This window comes from Pseudomonas sp. MNR3A, assembly GCF_009650575.1.
In the GTDB taxonomy this organism is placed as follows: domain Bacteria; phylum Pseudomonadota; class Gammaproteobacteria; order Pseudomonadales; family Pseudomonadaceae; genus Aquipseudomonas; species Aquipseudomonas machongensis.
The window spans coordinates 24,335-40,015 of the sequence record NZ_VZZS01000017.1 but is presented as its reverse complement, the minus strand read 5'-3'; the positions used below and the strand labels follow the sequence as shown (position 1 = coordinate 40,015).

Here is a 15,681-nt window from a genome sequence, read left to right as displayed (position 1 = left end):
GTGGGAGCGGCGGTTCGCCGCTGCGACTTGCCCGCGAAAAGGCCGACCCCGACCTTCAACTGTGCCGTTCAGCCCCCTCAACCGGCCGATCGAATGCGACAAACAACTGGTCCGCCGTGATCGCCCCCAGGTCCAGGCGCATGTTCGCCTCCAGCATCGCGAACAGCCGGGTGAACACCTCGAACACCTTGCAATGATCCTCCATCCCCGAGAACGGGTTGTCGATCTTCTCGGCGATCAGCGAGCTCTCCTGCACTGCGTCGTACACCTCGCGCAGGGTGATCTCGCTGGCCGGGCGGGCGAGGGTGAGGCCGCCCTGGGCGCCGCGCCAGGACTTGAGAATGTTGGCCTTGACCATCTGCGAAGCCAGGCTGCGCACCCGTGTGGGGTGCACCTTGACCCACTTGGCGATGGTCTCGGTGCGCAGTTTCTGCGGCGCGTTGGCGGCCACGAACGAGAGGATGTACGAGGCGGTGATCAGGCGGGTCGATTGGCTCATCGGTAAAAATCCCTGGTGAATCGCAAAGTCGGTGTCCCTGTGAAAATCCATCTTGGCAGGGGCATGCCAATGAGTCTAATGTATTTGTCACGATGACAATTACAAATATTCGGTCATCGATGCCTGCGATCCTTCTTTCAGCGGTTCAACAGGGGCAATGCCATGAGCGATAAGAACAACAAGATCACTCAAGCGATGCCCGGCGGCGGCCTGCCACGTCGGGAGTTCCTCAAGTACAGCGCGGCAGCGGCGACCTTCGCCGGCGCCTTCTCCCTGGGCCTGCCCCTGACGGGCTGGGCCGAGGAGGTCACCCCCAAGGCTGGTGGTACCCTGCGCATGGGGCTGGCCGGGGGCAGCACCACTGACTCGCGTGACCCCGGCACCTGGGCCGACACCTTCACCTTCGTCGGCTTCTCGGCGGTCTACAACACCCTCAGCGAAATCAGCGTCGACGGCACCGCCATTCCGGAGCTGGCCGAGCGCTGGGAGTCCAGCCCCGATGCCAAGGTCTGGACCTTCTTCCTGCGCCAGGGCGTGACCTTCCACGACGGCAAGAGCCTCGATGCCGGCGATGTGGTCGCCTCCATCCAGCATCACCTGGGCGAGAAATCCACCTCGGCGGCCAAGACCGTCCTCGGCGATGTTGCCGTGGTGCGTGCCCAGGACGCCGCCACCGTGGTGTTCGAGCTGCACTCGGGCAACGCCGACTTCCCCTATGTGGTCGCCGACTACCACCTAGTGATCATGCCCGCCAAGGACGGCGCCGCCGACTGGCAGGCCGGCATCGGCACCGGCGGCTATCGCCTCAAGCACTTCGAGCCGGGCGTGCGCATGGACCTGGTGCGCAGCCCCGATTACTGGAAGCCGGGCAGGGCGCATTTCGCCACGGCCGAGTTGCTGTCGATCGCCGACGGCGCGGCGCGGGTCAATGCCCTGGTCACAGGCCAGGTGGATGTGATCAACAAGGTCGACCTCAAGACCGTGGCGCTGCTCAAGCGCAACCCGCAACTGGTGATCGAGGAAACCAAAGGCGCCCAGCACTACACCTTCCCCATGCTCTGCGACACCGCGCAGTTTCAGGACAACAACGTGCGCCTGGCGCTCAAGCACGCCATCGACCGCCAGGCCCTGCTGACCTCGGTGCTGTACGGATACGGCCAGATCGGCAACGACCACCCGATCCAGCCTGGCAGCCGCTTCATCAACACGGCCCTGGAGCAGCGGGTATATGACGCCGACAAGGCGCGCTTCTACCTCAAGCAGGCCGGCATGGACAGCCTCAAGGTGCGCCTGCAGGCCTCCGACGCTGCCTACACCGGCGCGGTCGACGCCTCGGTGCTGTTCAAGGAGCAGGCGCGCAAGGCCGGTATCGACATCGACGTGGTGCGTGAGCCGGCCGACGGCTTCTTCACCAACGTGTGGATGAAGCAGCCGTTCACCACCTCGTTCTGGTACTCGAGCCTGACCGCCGACCGCATGTTCAGCATCGGCTACGCCAAGGGCGCGGCGTGGAACGAGACGCACTGGGACAACCCGCGCTTCAACCAGTTGCTCAACGCTGCCCGTGGCGAGATGAACGCTCCGCTGCGCCAGGAGATGTACAACGAAATGCAGGCGCTGTGCCGCGACGATGGCGGCGCCATCGTGCCGCTGTTCGCAAGCTCCGTCGCGGCCCGCTCCCGGCGGGTGATGCATGGCGGTGTCACCGCACCTTACGGTGAGCTGGACGGCCTGCGCCTGATCGAGCGCTGGTGGCAGGCCTGAATCCCCTTTCATCGCGAGGACCGTACGGTGAATAGTCTCTGCAAACTGCTCGCCCAGCGCCTGGCCCTGGGCCTGCTGTCGCTGCTGGCGGTGTCGGTGATCATCTTCCTGGCGGTGGGCATGCTCCCGGGCGACGTGGCCCAGGCCATGCTCGGCCAGGCCGCCACCCCGGAAACCGTGGCTGCACTGCGCAGCCAACTGGGCCTGGACCAACCAGCGCTGACGCGCTTCTTCCACTGGGGCTGGCAACTGCTGCAAGGCAATCTCGGCGTGTCGCTGGCCAACCAGCGGCCGATCGCCGAGCTGATCGGCGCACGCCTGGGCAACACCTTCAGCCTGGCGCTGCTGGCGGCCCTGGTGTCGGTGCCACTGGCGCTGCTGCTGGGCATGCTGGCGGCGCTGTACCGCAACAGCTGGTTCGACCGGCTGCTCAACACCAGCGCCCTGAGTGCGGTGTCGTTCCCGGAATTCTTCGTCGCCTACATCCTGATCCTGGTGTTTGCGGTGAAGCTTGCCTGGCTGCCAAGCATCTCCAACCTCTCCCCGGATGCCGCCCTGGGCGAGGTGCTGGAGCGCTCGCTGCTGCCGGTGCTGACCCTGAGCCTGGTGGTGGTGGCGCAGATGATGCGCATGACCCGCGCCTCGCTGATCAACCTGCTCGCCAGCCCCTACATCGAGATGGCCCGGCTCAAGGGTATCGGCCAGGCGCGGATCATCTTCCGCCATGCCTTGCCCAACGCCCTGGCGCCGATCGTCAACGTGGTGGCGCTGAACCTGGCGTACCTGGTGGTTGGCGTGGTGGTGGTCGAGGTGGTGTTCGTGTATCCGGGCCTGGGCCAGTTGCTGGTCGACTCGGTGGCCAAGCGCGACATCCCGGTGGTGCAGGCCTGCAGCCTGATCTTCGCCGCCACCTACATCCTGCTCAACACCAGTGCCGATGTGCTGTCGATCGCCAGCAACCCGCGCCTGATGCATCCGAAGGGGTAGCCCATGAGCCTGTACACGCAATTGCGCCGTGCGCCGCTGAGCGCCAAGTTCGGCCTGCTGGTGATCCTGCTGTATGTGCTGGTGGCGCTGTTCGCGCCGCTGGTGGCGCCGTTCGGCGAAACCGAAGTGGTCGGCGAGGGCTTTGCACCCTGGGGCGGGCAGTTCCTGCTCGGCACCGACAACCTGGGCCGCGACATGTTCAGCCGCCTGGTCTACGGCGCACGCAACACCCTGGGCATCGCTTTCCTGACCACCGTGCTGGCCTTCGCCCTGGGCGGATTTTGCGGACTGGTGGCGGCGATTCGCGGCGGCTGGATCGACCAGGGCATGTCGCGGGTGGTGGATATCCTCATGGCCATCCCGCAACTGATCTTCGCCTTGCTGATCCTCAGCGTGGTCGGCACCACCACCACTTCGTTGGTGCTGGTGATCGCGCTGCTCGATGCCACCCGGGTGTTCCGCCTGTCGCGGGCGGTGGCGATGAGCGTGGTGGTGCAGGACTTCGTCGAGGCTGCGCGGCTTCGCGGGGAAGGGCTGTGGTGGCTGGTCACCCGCGAGGTGCTGCCCAATGCCGCAGCGCCGTTGATTGCCGAGTTCGGCCTGCGCTTCTGCTTTGTCTTCCTGTTCATCAGTGCACTGTCGTTCCTCGGCCTGGGCATCCAGCCGCCCACCGCCGACTGGGGCAGCATGGTGCGCGACAATGCCGTGCTGATCACCTTCGGCGATATCAGCCCGCTGCTGCCGGCGCTGGCGGTAGCGCTGATCACCGTGAGCGTGAATTTCGTCGTCGACTGGGTGCTGCACAAGTCCAGCGGCCTGAAGGAGTGCTGAGCATGAAACCGCTACTGGAAATCCGCGACCTGCATATCGAAGGTCACTCCGACGACGCCTGGCACCCGCTGGTCAAGGGCATCGACCTGACCCTGCAGCGCGGCGAGGTGCTGGGCTTGATCGGCGAGTCGGGGGCCGGCAAGTCGACCCTTGGCCTGGCCGCGATGGGTTACGTGCGCGACGGCTGCCGCATCGCCCGTGGCTCGGTGTGCTTCGATGGCCAGGAACTGGTCGGCGCGGCTCCCGAGGTGCTGCGCAAGCTGCGCGGCCTGCGGGTGGCCTACGTGGCGCAGAGTGCCGCAGCGTCGTTCAACCCGGCGCATCGGTTGATCGACCAGCATGTGGAAACCGCCGTGGTCAACGGCGGTATCGACCGCGCCACTGCCGAGGCCGAGGCGGTCGAGCTGTACCGCGTGCTGCGCCTGCCGGACCCGGAGAACATCGGTCGACGCTACCCGCACCAGGTGTCTGGCGGCCAACTGCAGCGGGTGATGACCGCCATGGCCATGGCCTGCCACCCGGACTTGATCGTGTTCGACGAGCCGACCACTGCGCTCGACGTGACCACCCAGATCGAGGTGATTGCCGCCATTCGCGATGCGGTCAAGCGCTTCGGCAGCGCGGCGCTGTACATCAGCCACGACCTGGCCCTGGTGGCGCAGATCGCCGACCGCATCATGGTGCTGCGTCACGGCAGCCTGGTCGAGGAGGCTGCCACCCGCACCATGCTCGGCGCTCCGAGCCAGGACTACACCCGCTCGCTGTGGGCGGTGCGCAGCTTTCACACTGAACCCAAGGCCAGCCAGGCGCAGGCCCGACCCCTGCTCGAGGTGCGCAACGCCTCGGCCAGCTATGGCGCCCAGCCGGTGCTGCACGATGTGTCGCTCAAGCTGCAGCGCGGCCAGACGCTGGCGGTGATCGGCGAGTCCGGCAGCGGCAAGAGCACCACTGCGCGGCTGATTACCGGGCTCCTGCAACCGAGCAGCGGCCAGGTGCTGTACGACGGTGAAGCCTTGCCGGCCGACTACCGGCGGCGCAGCAAGGAACAGTTGCGACGCATCCAGATGATCTACCAGATCCCCGACACCGCGCTCAATCCACGCCAGCGCATCGTCGACATCATCGGCCGGCCGCTGGCGTTCTACCTGGGGCTCAAGGGCAGGGCGCTGCGCGAGCGGGTCGCAGAGCTGCTGGAGATGATCGAGCTGGACCCGACCAGGTTCATGGAGCGCCAGCCACGCGAACTGTCCGGCGGGCAGAAGCAGCGGGTGTGCATCGCCCGCGCCCTGGCTGCCGAGCCGCAACTGATCATCTGCGACGAGGTGACCTCGGCCCTCGATCAACTGGTGGCCGAAGGCGTGCTCAAGCTGCTCGACCGCATCCAGCGCCAGCTCGGTGTGGCCTATCTGTTCATTACCCACGATGTGGCCACCGTGCGCGCCATCGCCGACGAGGTGATGGTGATGCAGCGGGGCAGGGTGGTGGACCAGGGGCGGCGCGAGTCGATCTTCACCCCGCCCTATCAGGATTACACCGGGCTGCTGTTCTCTTCCGAACCGCAGATGGACCCGGACTGGCTCGACCGCCTGTTGGCCGGTCGCGCCGCTGCCACTACCCAGCCAATTGCCGAAGGACAGCTCCCATGAACGTACTGATCATCCACGCCCACCCTGAACCGCATTCCTTCACCGCCGCCCTGCGCGACCAGGCGGTGGAGACTTTCAAGGCCCAGGGACACCAGGTGCAGGTCAGCGACCTGTACGCCATGGGCTGGAATCCGGTGGCCAGCGCCGAGGATTTCAGCACCCGTGAAAACCCGGAGTATCTGGTCTATGCGCTGGAACAACGCCTGGGCGTCAAGAGCGGCTCCATCGCCGCGGATATCCAGCAGGAGTTGGACAAGCTGCTGTGGGCCGATCTGCTGGTGCTGAACTTCCCGATCTTCTGGTTCTCCGCCCCGGCCATGCTCAAGGGCTGGATCGACCGGGTGCTGGTGTCGGGGGTGTGCTATGGCGGCAAGCGCTTCTACGACCAGGGTGGCCTGGCGGGCAAGAAGGCGCTGGTGACCGTGACCCTGGGCGGGCGTGAGCACATGTTCGGCGAAGGGGCGATCCACGGGCCGCTGGAGGACATGCTGCGGCCGATCCTGCGCGGCACCCTGGCCTATGTCGGTTTCGAGGTGCTGGCGCCGTTCGTGGCTTGGCACGTGCCCTATATCAGCGACGAGGCACGGAGTGAGTTCCTGGTGCAGTATCGTCAGCGTCTGGAACAGCTTTCGGATGACCAGCCACTGGTGTTCCCGCGTCTGGAGCAGTTCGACGAGGCGCTGTATCCGTTGCGATGATGGGTGAACCCGCGTCCACAGGCGGCGGGCAACCTGGCGTCAGCCGTGCGGTACCGCGCCCTTGCCCGCGCTCCCGGCGTACTGCTCCTTCAGGTGCCCCTGGTCATCCAGCAACCAGGCATCCATGATCTCGCGCACCACAGGTCCGGCCACCCGGCCGCCAGCCTCGCCGTTCTCGATCATCACCGCCACCACGATGGAGGGATGCTCGGCGGGGGCGAAACCCACGAACAGGGCGTTGTCGCGATGCCGCTCCAGGGTCTTGTCGCGGTTGTAGCGCTCGCCCTGGCGGATCGCCACGACCTGCGCGGTGCCGCTCTTGCCGGCAATCCGGTACTGCGCGCCAGCGGCGGCCGCACGGGCGATGCCACGCGGATCGTGCATGACCATCTGCATGCCCTGGCTGACCTGGTCCCAGGCGCGTTTGTCATGTAGCACGATGTCGGGCATCGGGTTCGGGTCGACCGGGTGCTCGCCACCCACGGTCATGGCCAGGTGCGGACGGTGCCACACCCCCTTGCTGGCCAGCAGGCTGGTGGCCTGCGCCAGTTGCAGTGGGGTGACCTGCATGTAGCCCTGGCCGATGCCGAGGATCAGGGTTTCGCCGGGGAACCAGGCCTGGCGGCGGGTGGCGCGTTTCCATTGTGCAGACGGCATCAGGCCGGGCGCTTCCTCGAACATATCCAGCGAGACCTTCTGGCCCAGGCCGAACTCGGCCATGTAGTCGTGCAGGCGGTCGATGCCCAGCTTGTGCGCCAGGTCGTAGAAGTAGGTGTCGTTGGAACGCATGATGGCGGTGTACATGTCCACCCAGCCATCGCCGCTGCGGTTCCAGTTGCGGTACTTGTGGTCGTAGTTGGGTAGCTCGTAGTAGCCGGGGTCGAACACGCGGGTACCTGGGTTGATCACGCCGCTGTCCAGGCCGGCGATGGCCACTTCCGGCTTGACCGTCGAGCCTGGCGCATACAGCCCGCGCAGCACGCGGTTGAACAGCGGACGGTCGATCGAGTCGCGCAGCGCGGCGTATTGCTTGAAGCTGATGCCCTTGACGAACAGGTTGGGGTCGAAGCTGGGGTTGCTGACCATCGCCAGCACGTCGCCCGTGGCTGGATCCAGCGCCACCACCGCGCCGCGGCGATCGCCCAGAGCCTTTTCGGCGGCTTGCTGCAGTTTGGCGTCCAGGCTCAGGACAATATCCTTGCCCGGCACCGGATCGTGATGGCGCAGCACGCGCATGACCCGTCCCTGGGCATTGGTCTCGACTTCCTCATACCCCACATGGCCGTGCAGTTCGTTTTCGTAGAAGCGCTCGACGCCGGTCTTGCCGATCGACTGGGTGCCGCGGTACTCGGTGCTGTCGAGGGTCTTGGCTTCCTTTTCGTTGATCCGTCCGACGTAGCCGACCGAATGGGCGAAGTGCTCGGCCAGCGGGTATTCGCGAATGAACTGCGGTTCGACGTCCAGGCCGGGCAGGCGGAACTGATTGACCGCGATCAGCGCGATCTGCTCTTCGCTCAGGCCGAACATCAGGGTGACCGGTTCGAACGGCTTGCGGCCGCGGCGCAGGTCTTTGTCGAACTGGGCGCGGTCGTCGTCGGAGAGGTTCAGGATCTTCGCCAGGGCATCGAGCACGGCGGGGGTCTGGCCGTTGGTGCGCTCGCGGGTCATGGTGAGGTTGAAGCTGGGCTTGTTGTCGGCCAGCACCACGCCGTTACGGTCGTAGATCAACCCGCGTTCTGGGGCGATGGGCAGCACGTGCACGCGGTTGTTCTCCGAGACTGCCGATTGCTGGTCGTGCTGCAGCACCTGCAAGACGTACAGCCTGCCGATCAGCACGGCAACCAGGCCCAGGGTCAGCGCGGCGCAGACCAGCAGCCGGCGGTTGACCAGGTGCTTTTCCTTTTCGTGGTCCTTGAGGGGAATCGGCTGTGGCATGGGGGCTCGCTGAAGTGATGACGAGTGAAGGCGAGGGCTGGCCCGCAGTGGGCCGTCTGCGGCCCCAAGGGCCGGGGATGCTACGCAAGCTCGGCGGTCGGCTCAAGGTCGGTCACGGCCAGCGAACAGCGTGACGTGCCGCCCACCCCGGTAGCAGCGCGCTGGCGTGGAAGATGAAAATTCCTTCATCTGACCGCTGGCGCCCGGTCGCCGGCTGCGCACCGCTGTCGATGTCAATTTCCGCCACCTGGCGTCATGAACTGGCACAATCCCTTGTTTGGCTTATTCGGAGACTTCCATGCTGCGCATATTCGAGCGTTGGCTAGACCCCTTCCCACCCGACGAAGCCCCACCACCGCCCATGGGCCTGGCACGGTTCATGTGGGCCTGCACGCGCGGCGCCCGGGGCTATATCGTGGCGCTGGCGCTGCTCAGCGCTGCAGTGTCGATCTACGAGGCCTGGCTGTTCGCCTTCCTCGGCCAGGTGGTGGACCTGCTTTCGACCTGGAAAGTGGGCGATGCGGTGACCGCCGAGGAAGCGAGGGTGCTGTGGGGCGCGGGGGCCGTGCTGCTGGTCAGTATCGCCCTGGTGGCGGGGCGCACGCTGGTGCAGCATCAGGTGCTGGCGATCAACCTGCCGCTGCGCCTGCGTTGGGATTTCCATCGCCTGATGCTGCGCCAGAGCTTGTCGTTCTTCTCCGACGAGTTCTCTGGCCGGGTCACCACCAAGGTGATGCAGACGGCGCTGGCGGTGCGTGAGGTGCTGTTCACCCTGATCGAGATACTGCCCGGTATCGGCGTGTACTTCGTGGCGATCATTGCCCTGGCTGGCGGCTTCGCGCTCAAGCTCATGCTGCCGTTCATTGCCTGGGTGGTGCTGTTCGGCCTGACCATGGTGTATTTCGTCCCGCGCCTGGGAAAGGTCGGCCAGGAACAGGCCCATGCCCGCTCGTCGATGACAGGGCGGGTTTCGGATGCCTACACCAACATCACCACGGTGAAACTGTTTTCCCACTCCCGGCGCGAGGCGCACTTCGCCCGTGCGGCGATGGAAGATTTCAAGCAGACCGGCTTTCGCCAGATGCGCCTGGTCAGCCTGTTCGAGATCGCCAACCAGGCGCTGGTGGTCGGCCTGATCATGGGCGCGGGCGGTTACGCCCTGTGGCTGTGGCACCAGGGCGAAGTGGGCGCCGGCGCAGTGGCGGCGATCACCGCCATGGCACTGCGCGTCAATGGTATGTCGCACTGGATCATGTGGCAGATGACCTCGCTGTTCGAGAACATCGGCACCGTGCAGGACGGCATGGTGACCCTGACCACCGGTCCCAAGGTTCAGGATGTGCCGAACGCGGGAGAGCTGGTGACCCACGGCGGGGCGGTGAGCTTCGATAATGTGCGTTTCAACTATAACGGCGAGCGCCAGGTGCTCGATGGCCTGAGCCTTGAGATTCGCCCCGGCGAGAAGATCGGCCTGGTCGGCCGCTCCGGTGCGGGCAAGTCGACGCTGATCAACTTGCTGCTGCGCTTCTATGACGTGGACAGTGGCGAGATCCGTATCGATGGGCAGAACATTGCCCAGGTCACCCAGGACAGCCTGCGCAGCGCGATCGGCATGGTCACCCAGGACACCTCGCTGTTGCACCGTTCGATTCGCGACAACATCGCCTACGGTCGCCCCGAGGCGAGCGAGGCGCAGATCCGTCGTGCTGCCGCCAGTGCCCAGGCCGATGGCTTCATCAGCCAGTTGAGCGACCGCCAAGGGAACACCGGCTACGACACCTTGGTCGGCGAGCGTGGCATCAAGCTGTCCGGTGGCCAGCGCCAGCGCATCGCGATCGCGCGGGTGATGCTCAAGAATGCCCCGATCCTGCTGCTCGACGAGGCCACCAGTGCGTTGGACTCGGAGGTCGAGGTCGCCATCCAGGAAAGCCTCGATGACATGATGCAGGGCAAGACGGTGATCGCCATCGCTCACCGGCTGTCCACCATCGCGGCCATGGACAGGCTCATCGTGATGGATGAAGGGCGCATCATCGAGCAGGGCACCCACGCTGAACTGCTGGCCAGAAACGGCACCTATGCGCGGTTGTGGCAGCATCAGAGCGGTGGGTTTCTGGGCGAGGATCAGGGCGTGGTGGAGTCCACCGAATAGGCGTCCTGCGACCGTTCGTCGCCAGGATTGCCTGGTCTTGCATCCACAACGGCTGCTGGCGGGTACAGGAAGACAACAGTCATCGACTGTCCAACCGAGTGCCCACCAGGAGTCCATCCCATGAAAATCCCGTTTGCCTCGATCCTGCTCGTATCGAGCTTCACGCTCGCGCAACAGGCTGCCCATGCCGCGGTGCCTGATGCCGTCAAGGTGCCCGCTGGCCACACGGTCATGCTCGAAACCGTCGGCGTCGGTGAAATCACCTACGAGTGCCGGGACAAGAGCAATGCGCCGGGCGAGACCGAGTGGTTCTTCGTCGGTCCCAAGGCGACCCTCAGCGACCGCAGTGGCAAGGCTGTCGGCGACTACTTTGGCCCGCCCGCCACCTGGCAGGCCAAGGACGGCTCGAAGGTCACCGGCACCCAGCTTGCCGTGGCCCCTGCAGGCAAAGGCGATCTGCCTTACCAACTGGTCAAGGCGAATCCGGCCGAGGGTAAAGGGGCAATGCACGGGGTCAGCTACATCCAGCGCCTCGCCACCCAGGGCGGTGTGGCGCCGGCAATGGCCTGTACAGCGCAGAACAAGGGGGCGCAGCAGATCGTCAAGTACCAGGCCGACTACATCTTCTGGTCTGCCAAATGATGGGCGGTTGAACTGACGCTTGGCAATGGATCATCTACGCTGCTCTACAAGCCCCGGCCGCAAGGCCGGGTCTCAGCGCCGCCACAGGACCGTGCCGAGAGTGAATTCATCCGTTACGCCTTTCGATTTCCAGGATTGCCTTGCCGCTTGCGCGCGGGGTGACCGCAGCGCCTTGCAGGCGCTCTACGACCATGAAGGTTCGCGTTTGCTCGGGGTGGTCCGGCGCATCGTGCGCGATGACGCCATGGCCGAGGATATCGTCCACGACGCGTTCATTCGCATCTGGACGCGGGCGACCAGCTTCGATGCGACGCGAGGTTCGGCCCGGGGCTGGATCTACAGCATCAACCGCCACCTGGCCTTGAATGCCGTGCGCGACAGCCGACCGGAGACGGCGTTGGACGACGCGGACATCGCGACCTTGGTTGGGGAATTCGACGAGGGCGCCATCTGGTCAGGCTCCGCGAAGATCTATCGCTGCCTTGAGCAACTGCAGCCTGCACCGCAGCGGTGTGTCCTGCATGCCTATGTAGACGGCTGCAGCCACGCGGAAATCGCCAGCCTGATGGGGGCGCCGCTGGGTACGGTCAAGGCGTGGATCAAGCGAAGCCTCGAGGCGCTGCGGGAGTGCATGACATGACGCCGGGTTCAACCGATGACCCTACGCAACTGCTCGACGTGCTGGCGGGGGAGTATGTGTTGGGGACGCTGTCTGCCGAACAGCGCGCTGCGGTGCTTGCGCGACTGGACCGCGAGCCGGACTTGCGGGCGGCTGTCGACCGTTGGGAAGCGCGCCTGCTCGAGTTGACCAGGCTGGCTGAACCGCAACTGCCCAGTACGCGCCTGTGGCGGCGGATCGACCGCAGTATTTCGGAGCAGGCCCGACCGGTGCGTCCGACGAACCGATGGTGGAGTCGCCTGGGCCTGTGGCAAGGCGTGAGCGTCGCCGGTCTGGCGGCCACGGTGTTGCTGAGCCTGGCCCTGCTGACCACTCGGCCTGCGACGACCCACTACCTGGTGGTGCTGGTCGCGCCGACCGATCAGGTGCCCGGCTGGGTAGTGCAGGCCAGCGATGCGCAGACCATCGCGTTGATCCCGCTGGGTCGGGATCAGGTGCCCGAAGGGATGACCCTGCAATTCTGGACCAAGGGTGAGCAATGGCAGGCGCCAGTCTCCCTGGGCTTGGTCAAGCCTGGCGAGCAGTATCGCGTTCCGCTGCGCGACCTGCCGCCTCTTGAACCCAATCAGCTGTTCGAACTGACGCTGGAGAAGGCGGGCGGCTCACCCACGGGCCGGCCGACTGGCCCTGTGAAGTTCATCGGGCGTTCGGTGAAGGTCATTTGATTTTCAGTTGCTGGTGACTGCCGATGGAGACTAGTCACATTTAGTTACTACGAAATGGCATCAAATTGCCTTGTTGGCCCGATTCATGGGGGCTGAGCAGGTGGTTTGCCACCCAATGGTCACAAAGTTGTAATACAGCTGCTGCAAAGTGTTCCGGCCATCACACGGAGCGCTTTTCCATGATACGCCTGATGAAGTCTGCTGCACTCGCCGTTGCCGTTTCGCTTAGCGCCACTTCGGCCTTCGCCGCAGAAAACGTCCGCCTGACCGGTTCCGGCGCGAGCTTCCCTGCACCGATCTACCTGACCTGGTTCAAGGATTTCAGCAAGAAGACCGAAGGTGTCACCGTCGATTACCAGTCCAAGGGGAGTGGTGCCGGTGTCCAGGACTTCCTGAACAAGACCGTCGATTTCGCCGCCAGCGACTCGGCCATGAAAGACGAAGAAATTGCCAAGGTCGGCGAGGGCGTTCAGTTGCTGCCGATGACTGCGGGCGAGATCGTCCTGGCCTACAACCTGCCAGGCAACCCCAAGGGTCTGAAGCTGCCGCGCGACGTCTACTCCGACATCTTCCTGGGCAAGATCACCCAGTGGAACGATCCGAAGATCGCCGCTGCCAACCCTGAGCTGAAGCTGCCTGCCACCCCGATCACCGTGGTCGTGCGTGCAGACTCCAGCGGTACCACCGCCGTCTTCACCAAGCACCTGTCGGCCATCAACCCTGGCTTCAAGGAAGCGCTGGGCGAGGGCAACACCGTGAACTGGCCGGCGACCGACAAGTTCATCAAGTCGCCGAAGAACGACGGCGTGACCGCCACCGTACGCCAGACCCCGGGCGCCATCGGCTACATCGAATACGGCTTCGCCAAGCTGGCCAAGGTCGACTTCGCTGCCCTGCAGAACAAGGCTGGCCAGTATGTCGTACCGAACGCCGAAAGCGGTGCCGAAGCACTGGCTGCAGTGAAGATGCCGGAAAACCTGGTGGCCTGGCTGCCTGATCCGGACGGTGCCAAGTCCTACCCGATCACCTCGTACACCTGGATGATCTTCCGCAAGGACAACGGTAACCCTGCCAAGGCCAAGGCCATGCGCGACATGATCGAGTACAGCCTGACCGAAGGTCAGAAGATCGCCGACTCGATGGGCTACATCCCGCTGCCGCAGTCGGTTGTCGACCAGGTGCGCAAAGCGGCTCAGAACATCCAGTAAGACTGCCAGGTTGCGCCCGGCCTGCCTTGCAGGCATGCCGGGCGCCTCTGCCCCTGTCCCGGAAATAATCCATGAACACACCTTTTGCCATTCCGGATAACCCCGACTCTGCATGCCAGCCGCCGTCAACCAAGGATTTCCTGGTCGACCGTACGTTCCGTGCACTTGCACGTATCGGCGTGGTGCTGGTGCTGGCACTGGTCTTTGCGCTGGTCTACGAAGTAGGGCGCAAGGCGCTGCCGGGTATGGAAAAGCACGGATTCGATGTGCTCTTCGGCAGCGTGTGGGACGTTAACCAAGGCAAATACGGCATTCTGCCGGCGATCTGGGGCACGCTCTACAGCGCCCTGATTGCATTGCTGATCGCCGGTTTCTTCGGTGTCAGCATGGCGATTTTCCTCACCCAGGATTTCCTGCCCGCAAAACTCGCTGCGGTGTTCCGCACCATCGTCGAGCTGCTCGCCGCCATCCCCAGCGTCGTCTACGGCCTGTGGGGCATCTACGTGGTGATCCCGGCGATCCGCCCGCTGACCGCATGGTTGAACAGCGAACTGGGCTGGATTCCGTTCTTCGGTTCCTCCTTGAGTGGCCCCGGGCTGCTGCCAGCAGCACTGGTGCTCGCCATCATGATTCTGCCCACCGTGGCCGCCGTGTCCCAGGATGCGCTGACCAGCGTGCCGATGAAGACCAAGCAGGCAGCCTACGGCATGGGCACCACCCACTGGGAAGCCATCCTCAAGGTGATGGTGCCGTCTGCCGCCACTGGCATCTTCGGCTCCCTGGTGCTCGGCCTGGGCCGTGCCCTTGGCGAGACCATGGCGCTGGCCATGCTGGTGGGCAACGCCAACACCATCACGCTTTCCCTGTTCGCCCCGGCCAACACGCTGGCGGCCTTGCTGGCCCTGAACTTCCCTGAAGCCGGGCCGAACGAGGTCGAGGTGCTGATGTACGCGGCGCTGGTACTGATGTTCATCACCCTGCTGGTGAACGTCATCGGATCGCTGATCATGCTCTACGCCCAGCGGGGTAATAAATAATGACCGACCTCACGACCCCTGCAACTGCATTGCCCAGCCTGCAGCGCCGGTTCGAAGGCCGCGCCCTGCGCAGCCTGACCCTGACCACGATGGTGTGGTGCGTGGCCCTGCTGGCCAGCGTGCCGCTGATTTCCGTGCTCTACATGCTGATCACCCGCGGCGGTGCCCGCCTGAGCCTGGAGGTGTTCACCGAGCTGCCGCCCACCGGCTTCGAGATGGGCGGTGGTTTCGGCAACGCCATGGCCGGTACCTTCGTCATGGTCGGTATCGCCGCTGCCATCGCGGTGCCGGTCGGCATCCTGGCGGCGATCTTCCTCGCTGAGCTCGGTCCGGACAGCAAGCTTGCCAACGCATCGCGCTTCGCCGCCAAGATGCTGACCGGCCTGCCGTCGATCCTGGCTGGCGTGTTCGCCTATGCCCTGGTGGTCATGACCACTGGCACATACTCCGCACCGGCGGGTGGTGTGGCGCTGGCAGTACTGATGCTGCCGATCGTCGTGCTGACCGCCGAAGAGGCGATGAAGATGGTGCCCAAGATCATGAAGGACGCCGCCTACGGCATGGGCTGTACCCGCGCCCAGGTGATCTGGAAGATCATCCTGCCGACCGGCATGCCGGCCATCCTTACGGGCGTCATGCTGGCCGTGGCCCGCGCCGCTGGCGAAACCGCGCCGCTGCTGTTCACCGCATTGTTCAGCAACTACTGGATCTACCACGATGGCAGCCTGGCGGTGATGAACCCCACGGCCTCGCTGGCGGTACTGATCTACAACTTCTCCGGCATGCCTTTCGACAACCAGCTGGAGCTCGCCTGGGCGGCCTCGCTGGTACTGGTGATGATCGTGCTGGTCGTGAATATTCTCAGCCGTGTTTTCGGCAAGCCTAAGTATTGAGAACGGGAGCATCCAACTTGAACGTATCGACTGCGCAAAGAGCCG

At 64.8% G+C, this 15,681-nt stretch carries 14 protein-coding genes; 12 read left to right on the top strand and 2 right to left on the bottom strand.

Features of this window, described 5'->3' with window-relative positions:
- Positions 1 to 55 precede the first annotated feature (55 nt).
- Positions 56 to 499, bottom strand: coding sequence for an Rrf2 family transcriptional regulator (locus tag F6X62_RS14330; RefSeq protein ID WP_153773934.1), 444 nt, complete (start codon positions 497 to 499; stop codon positions 56 to 58).
- Between the two features lie 162 nt (positions 500 to 661).
- Between F6X62_RS14330 and F6X62_RS14325 the strand changes: the two genes are divergently transcribed.
- The 5 genes from F6X62_RS14325 to F6X62_RS14305 are packed head-to-tail and all read left to right on the top strand — an operon-like array spanning position 662 to position 6,425.
- Positions 662 to 2,263, top strand: coding sequence for an ABC transporter substrate-binding protein (locus F6X62_RS14325; protein WP_153773933.1), 1,602 nt, complete (start codon positions 662 to 664; stop codon positions 2,261 to 2,263).
- 27 nt (positions 2,264 to 2,290) lie between these two features.
- A complete protein-coding gene (locus tag F6X62_RS14320) occupies positions 2,291 to 3,250 on the top strand; it encodes an ABC transporter permease (protein ID WP_153773932.1) in 960 nt (319 codons plus the stop codon).
- A gap of 3 nt (positions 3,251 to 3,253) precedes the next feature.
- Entirely contained in the window at positions 3,254 to 4,081 is an 828-nt protein-coding gene (locus F6X62_RS14315; protein ID WP_153773931.1) for an ABC transporter permease, read from the top strand.
- Positions 4,082 to 4,083: 2 nt separating this feature from the next.
- Positions 4,084 to 5,727, top strand: a complete 1,644-nt coding sequence (locus tag F6X62_RS14310; protein ID WP_153773930.1) for an ABC transporter ATP-binding protein — start codon at positions 4,084 to 4,086, stop codon at positions 5,725 to 5,727.
- On the top strand, positions 5,724 to 6,425 hold the full coding sequence (locus tag F6X62_RS14305) for an NAD(P)H-dependent oxidoreductase (RefSeq protein WP_153773929.1): 702 nt from the start codon (positions 5,724 to 5,726) through the stop codon (positions 6,423 to 6,425). Before F6X62_RS14310 ends, F6X62_RS14305 begins: the two co-directional genes overlap by 4 nt.
- Before the next feature lie 39 nt (positions 6,426 to 6,464).
- On the opposite strand, the gene mrdA is transcribed toward F6X62_RS14305, so the two are convergent.
- On the bottom strand, positions 6,465 to 8,360 hold the full coding sequence (gene mrdA, locus F6X62_RS14300) for a penicillin-binding protein 2 (RefSeq protein ID WP_153773928.1): 1,896 nt from the start codon (positions 8,358 to 8,360) through the stop codon (positions 6,465 to 6,467).
- Between the two features lie 298 nt (positions 8,361 to 8,658).
- On the opposite strand from mrdA, the gene F6X62_RS14295 reads away from it, so the two are divergent.
- The 7 genes from F6X62_RS14295 (at position 8,659) to pstA (ending at position 15,636) form a co-directional block, all read left to right on the top strand.
- Positions 8,659 to 10,512: an ABC transporter ATP-binding protein gene (locus F6X62_RS14295; RefSeq protein ID WP_153773927.1), complete on the top strand. Its 1,854-nt coding sequence runs from the start codon at positions 8,659 to 8,661 to the stop codon at positions 10,510 to 10,512.
- A 120-nt stretch (positions 10,513 to 10,632) separates the two neighbouring features.
- Positions 10,633 to 11,154, top strand: a complete 522-nt coding sequence (locus F6X62_RS14290) for a DUF3455 domain-containing protein (RefSeq protein WP_153773926.1) — start codon at positions 10,633 to 10,635, stop codon at positions 11,152 to 11,154.
- Positions 11,155 to 11,254: 100 nt separating this feature from the next.
- Positions 11,255 to 11,794, top strand: coding sequence for a sigma-70 family RNA polymerase sigma factor (locus F6X62_RS14285; protein ID WP_153773925.1), 540 nt, complete (start codon positions 11,255 to 11,257; stop codon positions 11,792 to 11,794).
- Entirely contained in the window at positions 11,791 to 12,498 is a 708-nt protein-coding gene (locus tag F6X62_RS14280) for an anti-sigma factor domain-containing protein (RefSeq protein ID WP_153773924.1), read from the top strand. The genes F6X62_RS14285 and F6X62_RS14280 overlap by 4 nt, the downstream gene beginning before the upstream one ends.
- Positions 12,499 to 12,677: 179 nt before the next feature.
- Positions 12,678 to 13,706 carry a phosphate ABC transporter substrate-binding protein PstS gene (gene pstS / locus F6X62_RS14275; protein WP_065863516.1) on the top strand — a complete coding sequence of 343 codons (1,029 nt, stop codon included), beginning with the start codon at positions 12,678 to 12,680 and terminating at the stop codon, positions 13,704 to 13,706.
- A gap of 71 nt (positions 13,707 to 13,777) precedes the next feature.
- On the top strand, positions 13,778 to 14,743 hold the full coding sequence (gene pstC / locus F6X62_RS14270; RefSeq protein ID WP_054894154.1) for a phosphate ABC transporter permease subunit PstC: 966 nt from the start codon (positions 13,778 to 13,780) through the stop codon (positions 14,741 to 14,743).
- A complete protein-coding gene (gene pstA, locus F6X62_RS14265) occupies positions 14,743 to 15,636 on the top strand; it encodes a phosphate ABC transporter permease PstA (RefSeq protein ID WP_054894155.1) in 894 nt (297 codons plus the stop codon). Before pstC ends, pstA begins: the two co-directional genes overlap by 1 nt.
- Positions 15,637 to 15,681 lie beyond the last annotated feature (45 nt).

Excerpts from the sequence above, each read along its gene's own strand:
- mrdA (WP_153773928.1), bottom strand. The coding sequence starts at position 8,360 with ATGCCACAGCCGATTCCCCTCAAGGACCACGAAAAGGAAAAGCACCTG.
- pstS (WP_065863516.1), top strand. The coding sequence starts at position 12,678 with ATGATACGCCTGATGAAGTCTGCTGCACTCGCCGTTGCCGTTTCGCTT.
- F6X62_RS14295 (WP_153773927.1), top strand. The coding sequence starts at position 8,659 with ATGCTGCGCATATTCGAGCGTTGGCTAGACCCCTTCCCACCCGACGAA.
- pstA (WP_054894155.1), top strand. The coding sequence starts at position 14,743 with ATGACCGACCTCACGACCCCTGCAACTGCATTGCCCAGCCTGCAGCGC.
- F6X62_RS14310 (WP_153773930.1), top strand. The coding sequence starts at position 4,084 with ATGAAACCGCTACTGGAAATCCGCGACCTGCATATCGAAGGTCACTCC.
- F6X62_RS14315 (WP_153773931.1), top strand. The coding sequence starts at position 3,254 with ATGAGCCTGTACACGCAATTGCGCCGTGCGCCGCTGAGCGCCAAGTTC.
- F6X62_RS14280 (WP_153773924.1), top strand. The coding sequence starts at position 11,791 with ATGACGCCGGGTTCAACCGATGACCCTACGCAACTGCTCGACGTGCTG.
- F6X62_RS14330 (WP_153773934.1), bottom strand. The coding sequence starts at position 499 with ATGAGCCAATCGACCCGCCTGATCACCGCCTCGTACATCCTCTCGTTC.
- F6X62_RS14290 (WP_153773926.1), top strand. The coding sequence starts at position 10,633 with ATGAAAATCCCGTTTGCCTCGATCCTGCTCGTATCGAGCTTCACGCTC.
- pstC (WP_054894154.1), top strand. The coding sequence starts at position 13,778 with ATGAACACACCTTTTGCCATTCCGGATAACCCCGACTCTGCATGCCAG.
- F6X62_RS14305 (WP_153773929.1), top strand. The coding sequence starts at position 5,724 with ATGAACGTACTGATCATCCACGCCCACCCTGAACCGCATTCCTTCACC.
- F6X62_RS14325 (WP_153773933.1), top strand. The coding sequence starts at position 662 with ATGAGCGATAAGAACAACAAGATCACTCAAGCGATGCCCGGCGGCGGC.